The sequence below is a fragment of the Phyllobacterium sp. LjRoot231 genome (assembly GCF_964253365.1).
GTDB lineage: Bacteria > Pseudomonadota > Alphaproteobacteria > Rhizobiales > Rhizobiaceae > Phyllobacterium.
The window spans coordinates 178,179-194,721 of sequence record NZ_CAXUQT020000001.1 but is presented as its reverse complement, the minus strand read 5'-3'; the positions used below and the strand labels follow the sequence as shown (position 1 = coordinate 194,721).

The following is a 16,543-nucleotide window of genomic DNA, read 5'->3' as shown; positions in this document are numbered from 1 at the left end:
AAACGTGCCGCGAGTCCATATGTCGTTATATTCATTTTCGAAAATCGTGGCGTTGATGGCTTTGACCCTTGGCAGCGCAAGCGGCTGTACCACCGCTGCAACGCTTGATACCGTCACCCCCACGGTTGCACCTGTTTCGGAAAAATCCGCCTCCATCGTCGTCGATGGCAGCACAGGCGCTGTGCTCTATCAGTCGAGCGCCGATCTCCCGCGCGTTCCGGCATCGCTGACCAAGATGATGACGCTGTATCTGACCTTCGAGGCCCTGAAATCCGGACGGATCACGAAGACGACACTCCTGCCGGTCTCTGCTCACGCCGCATCACAGGCACCGAGCAAACTCGGTTTGAAGCCAGGCCAGACGATCGATGTCGATACCGCGATCAAGGCGATCGTGGTCAAATCCGCCAATGACGTCGCCGTGGCCCTTGCCGAATATCTCGGCGGCACGGAAGACCAGTTCGCAGCCCAGATGACGGCGAAGGCACATCAACTCGGCATGCGAGGCACGAACTTCCACAACGCTTCCGGCTTGCCCGACCCGCAGCAGATCACCACGGCGCGTGATATGGCGCTGCTCGGTATGTCCTTGCGGAGGCATTACCCCCAGCAATATTATTATTTCGTCACCCCGGATTTCGTCTACAACGGCAAGCTGATCCGTGGCCATAACCGTGTTCTGGCACAGTTGAATGGTGCGGACGGTATCAAGACCGGTTATGTGCGGGCTTCCGGCTTCAACATCGTCACCTCGATCAACGACAATGGCCGGCAGTTAGTGGCGGTGGTGATGGGCGGCGAGACCGCGAAAAGTCGTGACGCGCAGGTTGTAAGCTTGGTCAACGCTTATCTACCACAAGTTGCTTCGCGTTAAACCGCGAAGCTATTAATTGTAGAATAGACTTTCACGGTTCCAGGCAGGCAGACGCGGTTCGCTAGCTAATCCCACTTCGGTGCGAGATTGCCCGGATTGACGATACGGCCGCCAAGGTTTGCGAGTGCATGCAGAGCCTGCATTTCTTCCGCTGACAGCTCGAAATCGTATATCTGGAAATTGCTGCGGGCGCGCTCTTCGCTGACCGTTTTCGACAGCGCAACCACACCGTCCTGCTGTATGAGCCAGCGCAAGACGACTTGTGCCTCGCTCTTGCCATGAGTCCTGGCGATGGCCTTGATCACCGGATCGCCAAACACCTTGCCATCGGCCATAGCGTAGTAGGCGGTGATGCTCATGCCGCTGCTGCGGGCAGCGTTGAGCACCGCTGTCTGATCAAGATAGGGATGATATTCAACCTGGTTGGTAACGATTGGCGCTTTGCTGAGAGCGATGGATTCCGCCATCAGCGCTGTGTTGAAGTTGCTGACGCCGATATTACGGGTCTTCCCTGCGTCACGCACTTCGTTCAATGCACCAACGCGTTCGGCCAGGGGCACATCGCTTCGCGGCCAGTGCAGAAGCAGGAGATCGACATAGTCGGTTTTGAGCTTCTGCAGGCTTTCATCGACCGACTTGATGAAATCATCATGGGGGTAGCTGTCGACCCAGACTTTCGTGGTGAGAAAGATATCGCCGCGGGCGACCCCAGAATTGGCGATGGCCTTGCCGACTTCGGCCTCGTTTCCATAAATCTGTGCCGTATCCACGTGGCGGTAACCGAGTTTCAGGGCAGCCGGGACCATGCGGAGCACGTCGGGACCGGGCATACGGAACGTGCCGAAGCCTATTGCAGGAATCTTGGCGCCATTGGCGTTTACGTTGAACATCGTGTTTCCTTTGGATTTAGCAGGTGGCCAGAGCTTCGGTCGTCGCCCGGCGGTCGAGCATCTGGCTCCAGAGGGTGAGGCCGAGCGCGCCGGCCACGAGAATTGAACCGACCCAAGGTGTCGCACCGAGGCCGAGCGGCGAGGCGACGATGATGCCGCCGAGGAAAGCGCCACCGGCGATGCCAAGGTTGAAGGCAGCGATATTGAGAGCCGAGGCGACATCGACGGTATCAGGCGTATGGATCTTGGCAAGCTGTACGACATAAAGCTGCAGTCCGGGCACATTGGAGAAGGAGAGCGCACCGAGGGCGGCTAGCGTCACCAATGACCATACGGGCGACACGGCTGTGAGGGTAAAGACTGCAAGGACGATCGCCTGCAGCAGGAACATGACCACAAGCGCACCAACCGGATTACCATCGGCGACGCGCCCGCCGACCATATTTCCGACCGCGATGGAAAGACCGTAAAGGACGAGGATGAGGCTGACCGTGGAACCAGCATAACCGGTGATTTCCTGAAGTACCGGGGCAAGGAATGTGAACATGACGAAGGTGCCGCCATAGCCAAGCGCCGTCATGGCAAAGGCAAGGAGCAAGCGTCCGCGGGCAAGCACCCGCACCTGGTCGATGAGCCGGGCCGGGGCAGCCTTGGCGATCTTTGATGGCAGCAGGATCGCGATGGCTATGAAGGCAATGACACCAAGCCCGGATACAGCCCAGAAGGTTGCTCGCCAGCCGAGTTGCTGACCGATGAAGGTGCCGAGCGGTACGCCAGTGACAATGGCGACCGTGAGGCCAAGGAACATCATGGCGATGGCGGAGGCGCGGCGGTTCGGTGCCACGAGATCGGCAGCAATGGTGGCGCCGACTGAGAAAAACACGCCGTGGGCGAAAGCACTGAGCACGCGAGCGACAAGCAGCAGTTCATAGCTCGGCGAAAGCGCGGCGGCAGTATTGCCGACGATGAAAAGTGCCATCAGGCCGAGCAGAAGCGGCTTGCGTTCGATGCGGCCGGTAAGGGCGGTAAGGACCGGCGCGCCGAAGGTCACGCCGAGCGCGTAGACACTGACGATGAGACCGGCAAGCGGCAGGTTAATGTTGAGATCAGTGGCGACGGTTGGCAGAAGACCAACGATGACGAACTCTGTCGTCCCGATGGCATAGGCGCTGATTGTCAACGCCAGAAGAGCGAGAGGCATTGTCTTGTCCTTTGAATGGAGGCTGCTTGGGAGTTAGCCTGCGAATTGATCCGTTCGAGTGGGTTGAATATGGCGCATCGCCATTACCTTGATAATCGCCTCATATTGCTCAATACTTGTGAAGTGAATTCATAGGTGAAATGGGCCGCTGATCATGGACAATCGAGCCGGAGAGATGGACGTTTTCGTGCAGGCGGTGGAGCTCAACAGCTTCTCTGCCGCGGGCCGGCGGCTTGGCCTCACGCCTTCCGCCGTCAGCAAGATGATCAGCCGCATCGAAGAGAGGCTCGGAACGCGTCTGCTCGTCCGTTCGACACGCACGCTGCGATTGACGCCGGAGGGCGAAATTTACCATCAGCGGGCACTCCGTATTGTCGCTGAGATTGAAGAGGCAGAGCGGGCTGTAGCCTTTGGCGCCTCGGCTGCACCACGCGGACTGTTGCGCGTGAATTCCTCGGTGCCGGTCGGCATGATCTGCGTCCTGCCGCTCGTTCCAAAGTTTCTGCAGCGCTATCCGGAGGTAGAGCTCGATGTCTCCCTTAGCGATGGTGTGGTTGATCTAATCGAGGAGCGTGCCGATATCGCCATTCGCGTCGGTCCCATGCGCAGTTCGAGCTTGAAGGCGCGCAAGCTTTTTGAAAGCCGCGTGGTGGTGATCGCCTCGCCCGGCTATCTTGCGGCACACGGCACGCCAGCACATCCACGTGACCTCGAACGTCACAATTGCCTCAACTTCAATTTTCGTCGCGTGCTGAATGAGTGGCCGTTCAGGAATCCGGAGACAGGGGAGATCGATACGTTGGCGGTGTCGGGAAACTTCCTCTCCAACAACGGCGCGACCGCGCAGCAGATGTGCGTCGCCGGGCTCGGCATTGCCCGGCTTGGTCTTTTTCACGTACGCGACGATATCCGGGAGGGTCGCTTGGTCGTGCTGCTTGAAGATTACAACCCAGGTGACATGGAACTCATCCATGCGGTGTTCGTTGGCCATGAATATCTTGCGGCGCGGGTGCGCAGTTTCGTCGATTTTCTGGCCGAGAACCTGGGAGCGGATGCCGAGCATCGTGATTCGTCTTCCACTTGACGTTATATTTATTGAAATATAACGAATGATCGTAGCTCGCATGACGAGCGCATGTGGAATCGAGGATGGACGATGGCGATATTGGGTCTACACATGCCTCAAGAGACAGCATCCTTGCGCCAGCAAGTTACGGACACCCTACGTGAATCGATTCTGTCAGGATCTTTGCGGCCGGGTCAGAAACTGATAGAGCGCGAGCTGTACGAGGAATTGCTCGTAAGCCGCACGATATTGCGTGAAGCATTGCAGCATTTGCAGGCTGAAAGCATGATCGTTAGCACACCGCGGAGGGGGCTTTCCGTGGCTAAGCCCGGTGCACGGGAAGCCAATGAGATGCTTCGCGTCAGGCAGGCGCTGACGCCCTTGGTGGGCGAGGAATTCGCTCGCAATGCCAGCGATGCGCAGGTTGCCCGCTTGCGTGAGCATGTCGATCGTCTGGATGACCAAAATCCGATGACCGCCGAAAATAAGTTCTACTCGATTCTGCTCGAAGGCTGCGGCAACAGTGTAGCGAGCTCAATGCTGACCCACCTCAACAATCGCATCATCATCCTGCAGCACCTTTCACCAAGCTTGGTGAGCCATAACGCCGACGCGCTCGATGAGCTTCGCGCGATTGTCTCGGCCATCGAAGCGCGTGACGCCGAGTTGACCGGTCAGCTATGCGCTGCACATGTAGGGAAGGGAGCGGCAGGCGTGCGTCACGAACTGACTAGCTAGAAAAGCGCCATCATTCAACTTGCTGTATCTTTCAGGGCAATTTGACTACAATGCCGACATGTTTCTGGTTCAGCTGAAATGCAATCGATGACTGACGGCGAGAAACTTGAAATCGTTCGCCGTGCCTTCGCCAAGCAAATATTGGCGAGTGTTGGCATTGAGGATCACCGTATCGAGAATGCCTTTGCGCAAACTCCTCGCGAGGCTTTCCTGGGACCGGGACCATGGCCAATGCGCCGGTTCGGTGTCGGCTATGTTGATACGCCGAGCGCCGATCCTGTTTACCTTTATACTGACGATCTGGTCGGTATATCGCCCGAACGGCACATCAACAATGGCGAGCCATCGTTGCATGCGCATCTCCTGTGGTGCGCGCATCCAGCCGCAGGCGAGCATATTGTGCATGTCGGCGCGGGCGTCGGCTATTACACCGCAATCATGGCGCATCTGGCCGGACCGTCAGGGCACGTCACCGGGATCGAACTCGAACTGGATCTTGCGGCGCGCGCCAAGGCGAATCTAGCTTCTTATCCAAATGTCGAAGTGATCGAAGGTGATGGGACAATCGTTCCATTTGAACCGGCGGATATAATCTACGTCAATGCCGGTGCGACGCGTCCCGCCAATATATGGCTCGACAGACTCAAGGATGGAGGCCGGCTGGTGCTGCCTTTGACGACGGATGATGGTTACACCAGCCGAAGCGGGCGGAGCAGACCGCGGGGTGCCGTATTCGTTATCACGCGTGAAGGCGAAGCCTTCGCAGCGCGCTGGGTTTCGGGTGTCGCGATCTACCCATGCGTCGGCATGCGAGACGAAAAATCGGAAGAGGCGCTCGCCACAGCATTCGCCAATGGCGGTTGGGATCGGGTCACTCGCCTCTACCGCACCGACGATATTCCATATGATCGATGCTGGCTGAAGGGTTCGGGCTGGGCGCTGGCGTATGAATAAGTGACTACAGTGGCGCGTTAACAACTCGCTATACTTGCATCGGGAGAAGCTTTGCCTTCTCCCGATGTTCGAAAGCGTTGTTGATGTTGAACGCTCGGCGTTCAGGTCGACGATTTCAGCAGCTCAGGATCGATAGGCAAAGTGCGAACTCGCTTGCCCGTAGCGGCAAAGATTGCGTTTGTCACAGCGGCACTGACGATGGAGGTTGGCACCTCGCCGATACCGCCGGGAGCCTCGGCGCTCTTGACAAGATGGGTTTCGATCACTGGCACTTCGTCGATACGCATGGGCAGGTAATTGTCGAAATTGCTCTGCTCCACCCGGCCATCCTTTAATGTGATGGCGCCGTGCAAGGCGGCGGTCAAGCCGAAAATCGAGCCGCCCTGGATCTGCGCTTCGATTGTGTCGGGATTAACCGACATACCGCAATCCAGTCCGCAGACAATGCGTTTGACCTTGACGGCGCCGTCAGGACCGACTTCCACCTCGGCCACCTGGGCGACGTAGGAACCAAAAATGAAGGCTACCGAGACGCCGCGACCTTGACCAGCAGGCAGTGACGCGCCCCACCCTGCTTTTTCCGCGGCCAAGGTCAGCACGGCGAGCGCCCGCGGGTTTTTTGCGAGCAGCGCCTTGCGATAGGCAACCGGATCCTGTTTGGCAGCATGGGCGAGTTCATCCATGAAACTCTCGACCACAAAAATATTGTGGGTTGGACCAACACCGCGCCAGAAAGCGGTAGGAACACCGGGCGGTTCGACCTGGACATAGTCGACATGGATGTTCGGTAACGCATAGGGCGGTTCAGCGGCCCCCTCCACGGCGTCGGGATCGAGGCCGTTGACGAAAGCCTGCGGGATATAGCGCGCGAAGATGGATGAGCCGGTGATACGGTGAGTCCACGCCACCGGCTTGCCGTCGGCGTCCAACCCAGCCGATAACCGATCGTAATAATAGGGGCGATACATGTCGTGCTGGATATCTTCCTCGCGGCTCCATACGACCTTGACCGGGCCGTCCACTTGCTTCGCGATCTTGACGGCCAGCACGGTGCCGTCTGGCTCAAGACGTCTGCCGAAGCCACCACCCAGAAGGTGATTATGAATTCGGATCGCTTCCTTGGGAAAACCAGTAACGCCGGCGATCACCATTTGGGTCAGCGTCGGCACCTGGGTACCGACCCAGATATCGCAGCTGTCCTTTTGCATGTGCACCGTACAATTCATCGGTTCCATCGTTGCATGGGCGAGGAAAGGTACCTGATAGATGGCATCAAGCCGCTGTGCCGCTGTGCCGAGCGCTTTCTCGGCGTCACCTTCATTGCGTGCAACCGCGCCGGGCTGTTTCGACGTTTCTTCCAGCTGCTTGATGATATCGGCGCTGTTGACCTTGGCGTTCGGACCGTCATCCCATTCGATAGCAGCGGCCTCCAGTCCTTTCTTGGCCGCTCCCATATGGTCGGCAACGACTGCTATCGCCTCATCGATCTTGACCACCTGGTGCACGCCCTTGACGGCGAGAGCGGCCTTTTCATCCACTGTTTTCGGCTTGCCGCCAAAGACGGGCGAAATTGCAATGGCCGCAACCTTCATCCCAGGCAATTTGGTATCGATACCGTACATGGCGCGTCCATCGACCTTTATCGCCGCATCGAGCCGTTTGGCGGGCGTACCGATCAGGGTAAAGTCCTTCGGATCCTTCAGCTTGACGCTATCCGCTGCCGGTACCGGCAGTTTCGATGCCGCGTCGGCCAATTCGCCATAGCTCAGGTGCTTCGAGCCGGAGACGTCCGTGACCACACCACGTGCCGCTTTGCAGGTGGCAGGATCGATACCCCACTGTTTTGCCGCAGCGGCGATCAACAGTGTGCGGCCAACCGCACCGGCCTGACGCAAGGGTGTCCAGAAGGCTCGCACGGATGAAGAGAGGCCGGTTGACTGAATATGCAGGATCGAATTGGCATAGAGTGCGTCGTTGGGCGGTGCATGCTGGACCTGGACCTGATCGAGATCGACTTCCAGTTCCTCGGCTAGCAGCATGGCCAAGGCGGTATAGGTGCCTTGCCCCATTTCAACCATCGGCATGACCAATGTGACGGTGCCCTTGGGATCGATGCGAATGAAGCCATTCGGCGCGAAAGGTGCCGTCACTTCTTCTTCGGTCACCTGCGATGCGCTCGCGGCAAAAACCGACGTCGTGGTACCGCCGATCAGAGCAAAGCCCAGGAGCAGCCCGCCTCCTTTAAGGAAGGCGCGGCGAGACGTGCTGGTATGTCCCGAGGTTGGTTCGTTCAGATTGAGAGTGTCCATGGCTCAGGCCTCCGCTGCTTGCTTGATGGCGGCGCGAATGCGCTGATAGGTACCGCATCGACAGACATTGCCAGACATGGCGCCATCGATATCCGCATCGGTCGGCTTCGGAGTATCGGTCAAAAGGGCGGCCGCCGACATGAGCTGGCCTGACTGACAGTAACCGCATTGCACGACTTCGAGATCGAGCCAGGCTTTTTGCAACGCCGCGCCTTGCGGCGTTTCTCCAATTGCTTCGATTGTCGTGATGGCGCTGTCGCCGATGCTGTCGACCGTGGTAACGCAGGAACGCGTCGCTACGCCGTCGATATGGACAGTGCAGGCGCCGCAAAGGGCGGCGCCGCAGCCGAACTTTGTGCCGGTCATGCCGAGCACGTCGCGTATTACCCAAAGCAGCGGAGTGTCGTCATCGACGTCCACGCTATGAGCGGTTCCGTTAATCTTGAGATTATAGGCCATGGCTTCCTCGAGGGTGGCTGGGGCAGGGGGGAGGGTTGGAGTTGACACCGCACAAAGATGTGGAAGAGCATCTGCGCCCTCGTCAAATCCTCAACCAAGATACGCCGGATGCGTTGCCGTGTCCACGGGTTCCAGTCCAGCGTCAGGACCTAATCGGCAAGCCTGTCGGCGGAGGTTTCGTAGAGGATTTTCTCCGAGCCCGCTTCGACCCCAACGAGGCTGATATCGTAACCCCAAAGACAGCGGACGTGCCGCAAAGTGGCGCTGCGCGTGTGCTCGTCGAGAACGATGCCGTCCCGCACCGTGTGTTGCAGGCGCAGATGCCGGTTGCCGCGAAAATCCACATCGACGACCTGGATGTTCGGCTGGTTCACGCCGATATCATAGCTTCGGGCAAGCGTGCTGCGGATCTTTTCATAACCGCGTTCGTCGTGAATCGACGCGACCCTGTAGTGGTTTTCCTTCGTCTCGTCCTCCAGGGCGAACAGGCGCATTTTACGGATGAGCGCCGGGCTCAGATATTGCAGGAGGAATGATTCGTCGCGGTGATTGGCCCAGGCGTCGAGCAATGTCCCACGCCAGTCGCCATTGCCGGCAAACTCGGGAAACCAGTCGCGATCCTCCGAGGTCGGCTGTGTACAGATGCGCTCGATATCCTGCATCATGGCAAAGCCGATTGCATAGGGGTTGAGGCCGGAAAAACGCGGGTCATCGAACCCGGGTTGGAACACGACATTGGAGTGGCTGTGCAGCATTTCCAAGAGATTGCCTTCGCTGAGCTGCCCTCTGTCAAACATCATATTCATGATGGTGTAGTGGACGAACGTGGCACAGCCTTCATTCATCACCTTTGTCTGGCGCTGTGGGTAGAAATATTGCGCTATGACACGAACAATACGCAGGATTTCCCGCTGCCAGGGTTCGAGGATGATGCTGTTCTTCTCGATAAAATAGAGCAGGTTCTCTTCCGGAAGATTAAGGGTCTTCTTGCGCTCCGATAAGTCCCGCTCCGTTTCGGTCCGGTCCTCGCCGGTCTTGCGCTGCGGCAGCGTACGCCATAAATCGCTGAAGGCACGCTCCTCGTATTCCAACCGGTCGCGGACCCGCTCACGCTCCTTCAAGGGTGAATTGCGTGGCGGCCGGTTGTAGCGAAACACCGCCTGATCCATCAAAGCATGGGCCGCATCAAGAATGGGTTCCACCGCAGCCAGACCATACTTCTCCTCGCAGCGCGCGATGTAGCCCTTGGCAAACTCCATATAGTTCAAGATAGCGTCTGCGTCGGTCCATTGTTTGAACAGATAATTATTCTTGAAAAAGTGGTTGTGGCCGAAGGCTGCATGCGCGGTCACCAGTGTCTGCATCGACATGGTGTTTTCTTCCATCAGATAGGTGATGCAAGGATTGGAATTGATGACCAATTCGTAAGCAAGCCCGCGATGCCCCTTGCGGTAATGGTGCTCCTCATAAACGAAATGTTTGCCGAATGACCAGTGCTGGTAGATCAGCGGCATACCGTTGGAGGAATAGGCATCGAGCATCTGCTCGGATGAAATGATCTCCAGCTGGTTGGGATAGACATCAAGGCTAAGATCACCGAGCGCAATCTCCCTGATCGCGTCATAGGTGCGGTACAGCGTGTCGAAGTTCCATTCGGAACTTTGAAACAGAAGATCGGACGTGCCTGCACTCTTGTTCATTGGCCGCTCAGCCGCTTTTTGTCGTTTTTGGTTGCTTGGCGAAAAGCTGATGGAACACCGGATATATGTCTCCGGGCTTGGCTATTCGCGTCATCTGGAAATTACGCCAGTTCCGCCCGACCAGACGATAGGAGCGCCATAGCGACGTACCGTTGTCTGTCGACCTGAATATGGCACTTTCCCGCTCATCGAGAATCTCGACATAGGCATAATATTGGCAAAGCTGCATCAGCTCATTGTTCAGCAGATTGACGCAATTCTCGGAATCGCCCGTCAGGTTATCGCCGTCGGACGCCTGGGCGGCATAAATGTTCCAGTCCCTGCTCGGATAACGTTCCTCGATGATGCGCCGCATCTCCTCCAGCGCCGTGGATACGACTGTTCCACCGCTCTGGGTACTGTGGAAGAAAGTCTCCTCATCGACCTCATGCGCCTGATGGGTATGGCGGATGAATACGATATCGATGCGCTCGTACCGCCGCTTGAGAAACAGATGCAGCAAGACGAAAAATCGCTTGGCGAGATCCTTTTCGCGCTCGCCCATGGAACCGGAAACGTCCATCAGGCAAAACATAACCGCATTGGCGTTCGGCACAGGCATTGGCTCGAAGCGGTTGAAGCGAATATCGACGGGATCGATATAGGCTACCAATTTGCGCCGGCGTTGCAGGACCTCAAGTTCGCGGCGCAATTCGACGAGGCGCTCGAGTGATGCCGGACTTGGTTTCGCCTCAGCCTCTAGCAGGGCCAGTTCATCGGTGACCGCGTCCAGATCGGACTGTTTAGGCCGCCTCAAGGCAATGCGCCGGCCGAAGCTGTTGCGCATGGACCGCCCGACGTTGATATTGGTCGGCGCTCCGGCAGTCGTAAAGCCAGCGCGACGAGGCTTGAAGGCAACGGCCTCCTTCAAGCTGGACTTGACCATGTCCGGGAGCTCCAGATCCTCGAAAAACAGATCAAGGACCTCCTCACGCGACAGCACAAAACGGAAATCGTCTTCCAGCTCGAGATCGGCGGCGCCGCCCTTGCCGGCACCAGCGCCTCCACCTGCACCCGGCTTTGGCAGGCGATCACCAAGAACGAATTCCCGATTGCCTGGAAGAACATATTCGCGGCGGCCGGTGCTGCGATCCGGAGCGAAGCTGGGCTCGCTAGTACCGCCGACAGGCAAAGGAATGGCGTGCTCGGCATCGACATCCGTGATCTTCTCAGTCGATATCTTCTCGTTGATGACGCGCTTCAATTCGACACGCGCACGCCTCAGAAAGCGCTGGCGATTGCTCAGGCTTCTGTCCTTCGGGTTCAGGCGGCGATCGATGAAGTTCGGCATGCACGCACCTCTCTTCGGCGGGTCGTCAGCCGGCCTTGTTCACCCGCATATACCAATCAACCAGTCGGCGAACCTGCCGCTCCGTATAGCCGCGTTCGACCATGCGCTGGACGAATTCCGTATGCTGCTTCTCAGTGGCGCCGTCCTTCTTCGAGCCGAAGCTGATAACCGGCAGCAAATCCTCCACTTGACCGAACATGCGCTTCTCGATGACTTCGCGCAACTTTTCGTAGCTCGTCCACGAGGGGTTGCGGCCGTTGTTCTTGGCCCTGGCGCGCAAGGTGAACTTTACTACTTCGTTGCGGAAATCCTTCGGATTGGCGATGCCTGCAGGCTTTTCGATCTGCGACAATTCGCTGTCGAGAATGCCACGATTGAGTATTTGCCCTGTGTCCGGATCCTTGTAGTCCTGATCTTCGATCCAGGCATCTGCGTAGGCGATGTAGCGATCAAACAGATTTTGACCATATTCGCTGTAGGATTCCAGATAGGCTTTCTGGATCTCGTGCCCGATAAATTCGGCATAGCGCGAGGCGAGTTCCGACTTGATGAAATCGAGATAGTTCGCCTCGATCTCTTGAGGAAACTGCTCACGTTTGATTGCCTGCTCCAGCACATACATGAGATGCACCGGGTCAGCCGCCACCTGCTTGGTATCGTAGTTGAAGGTTTCCGAAAGCACCTTGAAGGCAAATCGCGTGCTGATGCCATTCATGCCTTCATCGACGCCGGCCGCATCGCGGTATTCCTGCACGGACTTGGCTTTGGGGTCGGATTCTCTGAGGTTCTCGCCGTCATAGACGCGCATTTTCGTATAGAGCGGCGAGTTTTCATGCTCCGCCATGCGTGTGGATACTGTGAAGCGGCTGAGGATCTCCAGCACTTCCGGTGCGCATGGATTGTTCAGCAGCTCGCTTTCGCGCAGCAGTTTCTCATAGATCTGCTTCTCTTCGGTGACCCGCAAGCAATAGGGGACTTTGACCACTGACATGCGATCGAGGAAAGCCTCGTTGTTCTTGTTGTTCTTGAACTGCAGCCATTCGGATTCGTTCGAGTGAGCAAGAATGATGCCCTGGAACGGGAAAGCGCCGAAGTTCTCGGTGCCGTTGTAATTGCCTTCCTGCGTTGCCGTCAGCAGAGGATGCAGTACCTTGATCGGTGCTTTGAACATTTCGACGAACTCGAGCAGACCCTGTGTCGTCCGGTTCAATCCGCCACTGAAAGAATAGGCGTCAGGATCGGCCTGACTGAAATTTTCGAGCTGGCGAATGTCGACCTTGCCGACCAGCGACGAGACATCCTGATTGTTGTCATCGCCGGGTTCCGTCTTGGCAATGCCGATCTGCCGCAGCCTGGATGGCATAATTTTGACGACGCTGAATTTCGAAATATCGCCGGCGAACTCGTCGAGGCGCTTTGTTGCCCATGGCGAGATCAGGCCGTTGAGGCGGCGACGGGCAATGCCGTATTTGTCTTCCAGCAGACCTGACATACGATCGGGGTGGAAAAGACCAAGCGGCGATTCAAAAATCGGGCTGATCTGGCTCCCTGCCTTCAGCGTGTAGATGGGCCGGTGTTCCATGAGTTGCTTGAGCCGCTCGGCCAATGAAGATTTGCCGCCGCCGACGGGCCCCAGCAGATAAAGGATCTGCTTACGTTCCTCCAGACCTTGGGCAGCATAGCGGAAATAGCCGACAATCCGTTCGATCGTATCTTCCATGCCGTAGAAGTCGGCAAAGGCGGGATAGATCTTGATGGTGCGGTTGAGAAAGATACGGCCGAGACGTTCGTCAGCGCTGGTATCGACCAATGTCGGCTCGCCAATGGCGTCCACCATTCGTTCGGAAGCCGTAGCGAACATCTTGGGATCATTGCGGCAGGCGAGGAGATATTCCTGCAGGCTCATCTCTTCCTGCTTCTCGCTGCTGTAAATCTCAGAGAAGAGGCTAAATACGTCAGAAGCTTGCGTAGTCATGTTTACCTCCAGCCACGTGCAAATTCAGTGGAATCTGAGCTGAAGGGGCCGCCCCTCGCTCAGAGGATTGCATGCCGAATGGACACAGTGTCGGATGAGTCGCTGCACTGCGCAAGACACTGATTGCTATAATATTGTATATATCAATCAAGATATTGAGATGTGTCCGCGGTCGAACGGCTATCATCCCTCACATTTATGTCCTTCCTATGGCTATGTAGGAACGACAATCGCCTAACGTAACGGGTAGGACAAAAGAATTTACCCTGAATTACGCTCCGATTGGCGCAGGTGTTCGATTCTTGAGGTTAAGCAGATTGCCCGAAAGGATGAGCGCCGCGCCAGCAGCTGTGAATATATCGATTCTTTCCGCATAGATTAGCCAGCCGAGCACAGCCGTTAACGGCACGCGCAGGAAGTCCATGGGAATGACCACGGTTGCATCGGCATATTGCAGGGCCTTCGCCATGCAGAAATGCGAGAAAGTGCCCGTAAAGGCGATGATGATCACCCACGGCAGGACATGCATTGAAGGCCACTGCCACTCATGCAAGGCAGGCAGCAGTCCGATTCCGGACTGGATGATCAGCATCCAGAAAATGATCTTTACGACGCTCTCCGTGCGGGTCAGGGATTTAACCATGGTGAAGGAAATGCCGAAGGTGAGGGCGGCGCCAAGGACGATGATCTGGCCCACCTCGACCGTGCCTATGCCAGGCCGGACAATGATGATGACGCCGATGATGCCAAGGGCAATCGTCAATATTCGCCAGATATTGAGTCGCTCCCCGAGGAAAGCAACAGCCATTACAGCCGTCCAGGCCGGTGTAGTGAATTCGATGGCAATTATCTGTGCAAGGGGGATCATCGACAGGGCCTGCAACCAGGCAAACTGCCCGGCATAATGCGCGGTGTTGCGTCCAAGGTGCTGCCAGATACGCGTGGTCTTCATTGCCCTGAAGCCGCCCGACGAGCGGATCAAAGGGTAGAGCATGGCAAGCCCGATGACCGAGCGCATCTCCATGATCTGGAAAACGTTGAGCTCTTTCGATGCTTCGCGACCGGAAACCGCCATGAGCAGAATGGCGGTGAGCGATCCGGTCATCCAGAACGCTGCCTTCAAATTGGACTGCTGTACTTCCACGATGAACTGGCGCTATTTCGCGTAGACGCTGGCGAAATCGGCGAAGCCCTTGACCTCGATCGGATTGCCCGACGGGTCGCGGAAGAACATCGTCCACTGTTCGCCGGGCTCACCCTTGAACCGTACTACCGGCGGCATGACGAAATCGACATCCGCCTGTTTCAGTCTGCCTGCCAGGACATTCCAATCATCGAGCGGCAGGATGATGCCGAGATGCGGCATCGGTACCATGTGGTCACCGACCTTGCCGGTATTGGTCGTTTCGAAAGGCTTGCCGAGATGCAGCGAAATCTGATGCCCGAAGAAATCGAAATCAACCCAGGTATCTGTACTACGCCCTTCTTCGCATCCGAGAATTCCACCATAAAAGTGCCTTGCGTCATCGAGATTGGTGACGTGGTAGGCAAGGTGAAACAGCGAGCGCATGGGAGGTATCCTGATGGGGCGGGAGTGCGCTGAAACCTAGCAGCAAGTCTAAAGGCAAACAATGAGAGGTTGCGGGAAAAGCAGCATTTCCACGTCTGTTCGAGGGAACCAAATCACGCAACGGTGAGTTGTATCGGTGCAAAACAGATCGTGCAGGTCATCGTCGTGGTAATCGGTATTATTTCATTGTTGCGCTATCTTGCCGTTTTTTAAGCATTTCGGCAGGCGGAGCCTCTGGTTCCGCCTGTTTATCTTCCAATTGCCCGAGCAACCAGTCGCGGAACGCGCGGATTTTAGGCACGTTACGCCGGGCTTCCGGATAGACCAGCCAATAAAAATGATCGTCATTGCCAACGATATCAAACGGTTGGATCAGCTGACCCGATTTAAGTTCGGTTTCATAAAAGACCGGCGTCAGAATACCGACGCCTTGGCCGGCGATCACCGCTTTACCTTCCAGATGTTGATCGCCGAAGCGGCTGCGCGGATCACCGCGTAGATCGGGTTTGGACACCCCCGCTGCTGCAAACCATATTTTCCACCAAGGATCGCTCGGATCGACGATCGGCAATTTGAGAAGGTCCGCAGGTGTTTTTACGCCGCCGATTGTTGCAGCAAGAGCCGGACTCAGCATGGGCGCAAAGTCGGCGCCAAAGATTTTATGCGAAACCATGCCGGGCCAACGCCCGCCACCCGAGCGTATGCCGATGTCGGCGTCCTGGCGGGCGAAGTCGATCATCTCGCGCGTTGCCTGCAGCCGGACCGCGAGGGATGGGTGAGCCAACTGGAATGAACCCAGCCGTGGCACCAGCCAGTTTGCAGCAAATGTGGGAATGGTTGTGATTGTAAGTATACCATCGGCGTTTTCGCGCGTCGCGGCGATGGCTGCGCGCATCATGTCGAACGCCTCGCTAATTGCCGGTGAAAGCCGCGCTCCGACTTCCGTCAGGATCACCTGGCGTGGGCGGCGCAGGAAAAGCGATGCGCCAATTCTCTCTTCCAGAAGCTTGATCTGGTAGCTGACCGCTGCTTGCGTCATTCCGAGTTCTTCGGCGGCATTGGTAAAACTGCCGTGGCGCGCAGCGGCTTCAAAGACGCGAATGGCGGCTAGCGGAGGCAGATTCATCAACGGTCTCGCATAAGCTGTCCTTATGCATGCTACTCGGCGTTTTGTTGGAAAACAAGCGCAGAACGGCGCATCTAGAACACAACACATTGAGACGCAACGCGTCGCCAACATTTGGAGTTGAAGTTATGAACCCCGTATCAGCATCATTACCGCACGTATCAAGCCACGCTTCGTGGTGGAGCCGGATCGCAAATCCATGGAAGCCGGACAACGGCGAAAGTCAGCCTGACCATATCGATACCGAGGATTTTTCTGATCATATGCTCAGGGATATCGGTATGCTCGATGGCCGGACTGTAAGGGGCGAACGAACAGACAGTGACGATTTGAGCGATCTGCTCAGAGACC

The 16,543-nt window shown here is 56.8% G+C and carries 14 protein-coding genes; 4 read left to right on the top strand and 10 right to left on the bottom strand.

Annotated elements, in window-relative coordinates:
- Positions 1-19: 19 nt before the first annotated feature.
- Complete coding sequence (locus tag ACSQ3H_RS00945) at positions 20-874, top strand: D-alanyl-D-alanine carboxypeptidase family protein (protein ID WP_436115301.1); 855 nt, start codon at positions 20-22, stop codon at positions 872-874.
- 65 nt (positions 875-939) lie between these two features.
- Here ACSQ3H_RS00945 and ACSQ3H_RS00940 read toward each other — a convergent pair whose 3' ends face one another.
- Complete coding sequence (locus ACSQ3H_RS00940) at positions 940-1,764, bottom strand: aldo/keto reductase (protein ID WP_436115300.1); 825 nt, start codon at positions 1,762-1,764, stop codon at positions 940-942.
- A 16-nt stretch (positions 1,765-1,780) separates the two neighbouring features.
- Positions 1,781-2,965 carry an MFS transporter gene (locus tag ACSQ3H_RS00935; protein WP_436115299.1) on the bottom strand — a complete coding sequence of 395 codons (1,185 nt, stop codon included), beginning with the start codon at positions 2,963-2,965 and terminating at the stop codon, positions 1,781-1,783.
- A 154-nt stretch (positions 2,966-3,119) separates the two neighbouring features.
- Between ACSQ3H_RS00935 and ACSQ3H_RS00930 the strand changes: the two genes are divergently transcribed.
- The 3 genes from ACSQ3H_RS00930 to ACSQ3H_RS00920 all read left to right on the top strand — a co-directional run bounded on the left by ACSQ3H_RS00930 (position 3,120) and on the right by ACSQ3H_RS00920 (position 5,723).
- Positions 3,120-4,049 (top strand): LysR family transcriptional regulator, encoded by a 930-nt coding sequence (locus tag ACSQ3H_RS00930; RefSeq protein WP_436115298.1) that lies wholly within the window; start codon positions 3,120-3,122, stop codon positions 4,047-4,049.
- A 93-nt stretch (positions 4,050-4,142) separates the two neighbouring features.
- A complete protein-coding gene (locus ACSQ3H_RS00925) occupies positions 4,143-4,769 on the top strand; it encodes a GntR family transcriptional regulator (protein WP_436115297.1) in 627 nt (208 codons plus the stop codon).
- A gap of 78 nt (positions 4,770-4,847) precedes the next feature.
- Positions 4,848-5,723 carry a protein-L-isoaspartate O-methyltransferase family protein gene (locus ACSQ3H_RS00920; protein WP_436115296.1) on the top strand — a complete coding sequence of 292 codons (876 nt, stop codon included), beginning with the start codon at positions 4,848-4,850 and terminating at the stop codon, positions 5,721-5,723.
- Between the two features lie 101 nt (positions 5,724-5,824).
- Here the strand turns inward: ACSQ3H_RS00920 and ACSQ3H_RS00915 are convergent, their stop codons facing one another.
- The 8 genes from ACSQ3H_RS00915 to ACSQ3H_RS00880 all read right to left on the bottom strand — a co-directional run bounded on the left by ACSQ3H_RS00915 (position 5,825) and on the right by ACSQ3H_RS00880 (position 16,192).
- Positions 5,825-8,032 (bottom strand): molybdopterin cofactor-binding domain-containing protein, encoded by a 2,208-nt coding sequence (locus ACSQ3H_RS00915; protein ID WP_436115295.1) that lies wholly within the window; start codon positions 8,030-8,032, stop codon positions 5,825-5,827.
- Positions 8,033-8,035: 3 nt separating this feature from the next.
- Complete coding sequence (locus ACSQ3H_RS00910; RefSeq protein WP_436115294.1) at positions 8,036-8,491, bottom strand: (2Fe-2S)-binding protein; 456 nt, start codon at positions 8,489-8,491, stop codon at positions 8,036-8,038.
- A gap of 149 nt (positions 8,492-8,640) precedes the next feature.
- Complete coding sequence (locus ACSQ3H_RS00905) at positions 8,641-10,191, bottom strand: SpoVR family protein (protein ID WP_436115293.1); 1,551 nt, start codon at positions 10,189-10,191, stop codon at positions 8,641-8,643.
- A gap of 7 nt (positions 10,192-10,198) precedes the next feature.
- Complete coding sequence (locus ACSQ3H_RS00900) at positions 10,199-11,521, bottom strand: YeaH/YhbH family protein (protein ID WP_436115292.1); 1,323 nt, start codon at positions 11,519-11,521, stop codon at positions 10,199-10,201.
- A 25-nt stretch (positions 11,522-11,546) separates the two neighbouring features.
- A complete protein-coding gene (locus ACSQ3H_RS00895) occupies positions 11,547-13,496 on the bottom strand; it encodes a PrkA family serine protein kinase (RefSeq protein ID WP_436115291.1) in 1,950 nt (649 codons plus the stop codon).
- Between the two features lie 271 nt (positions 13,497-13,767).
- Positions 13,768-14,601 (bottom strand): DMT family transporter, encoded by an 834-nt coding sequence (locus tag ACSQ3H_RS00890; RefSeq protein WP_436115290.1) that lies wholly within the window; start codon positions 14,599-14,601, stop codon positions 13,768-13,770.
- Between the two features lie 51 nt (positions 14,602-14,652).
- Entirely contained in the window at positions 14,653-15,066 is a 414-nt protein-coding gene (locus ACSQ3H_RS00885) for a VOC family protein (RefSeq protein ID WP_436115289.1), read from the bottom strand.
- A 178-nt stretch (positions 15,067-15,244) separates the two neighbouring features.
- On the bottom strand, positions 15,245-16,192 hold the full coding sequence (locus ACSQ3H_RS00880) for a LysR substrate-binding domain-containing protein (RefSeq protein WP_436115288.1): 948 nt from the start codon (positions 16,190-16,192) through the stop codon (positions 15,245-15,247).
- Positions 16,193-16,543 lie beyond the last annotated feature (351 nt).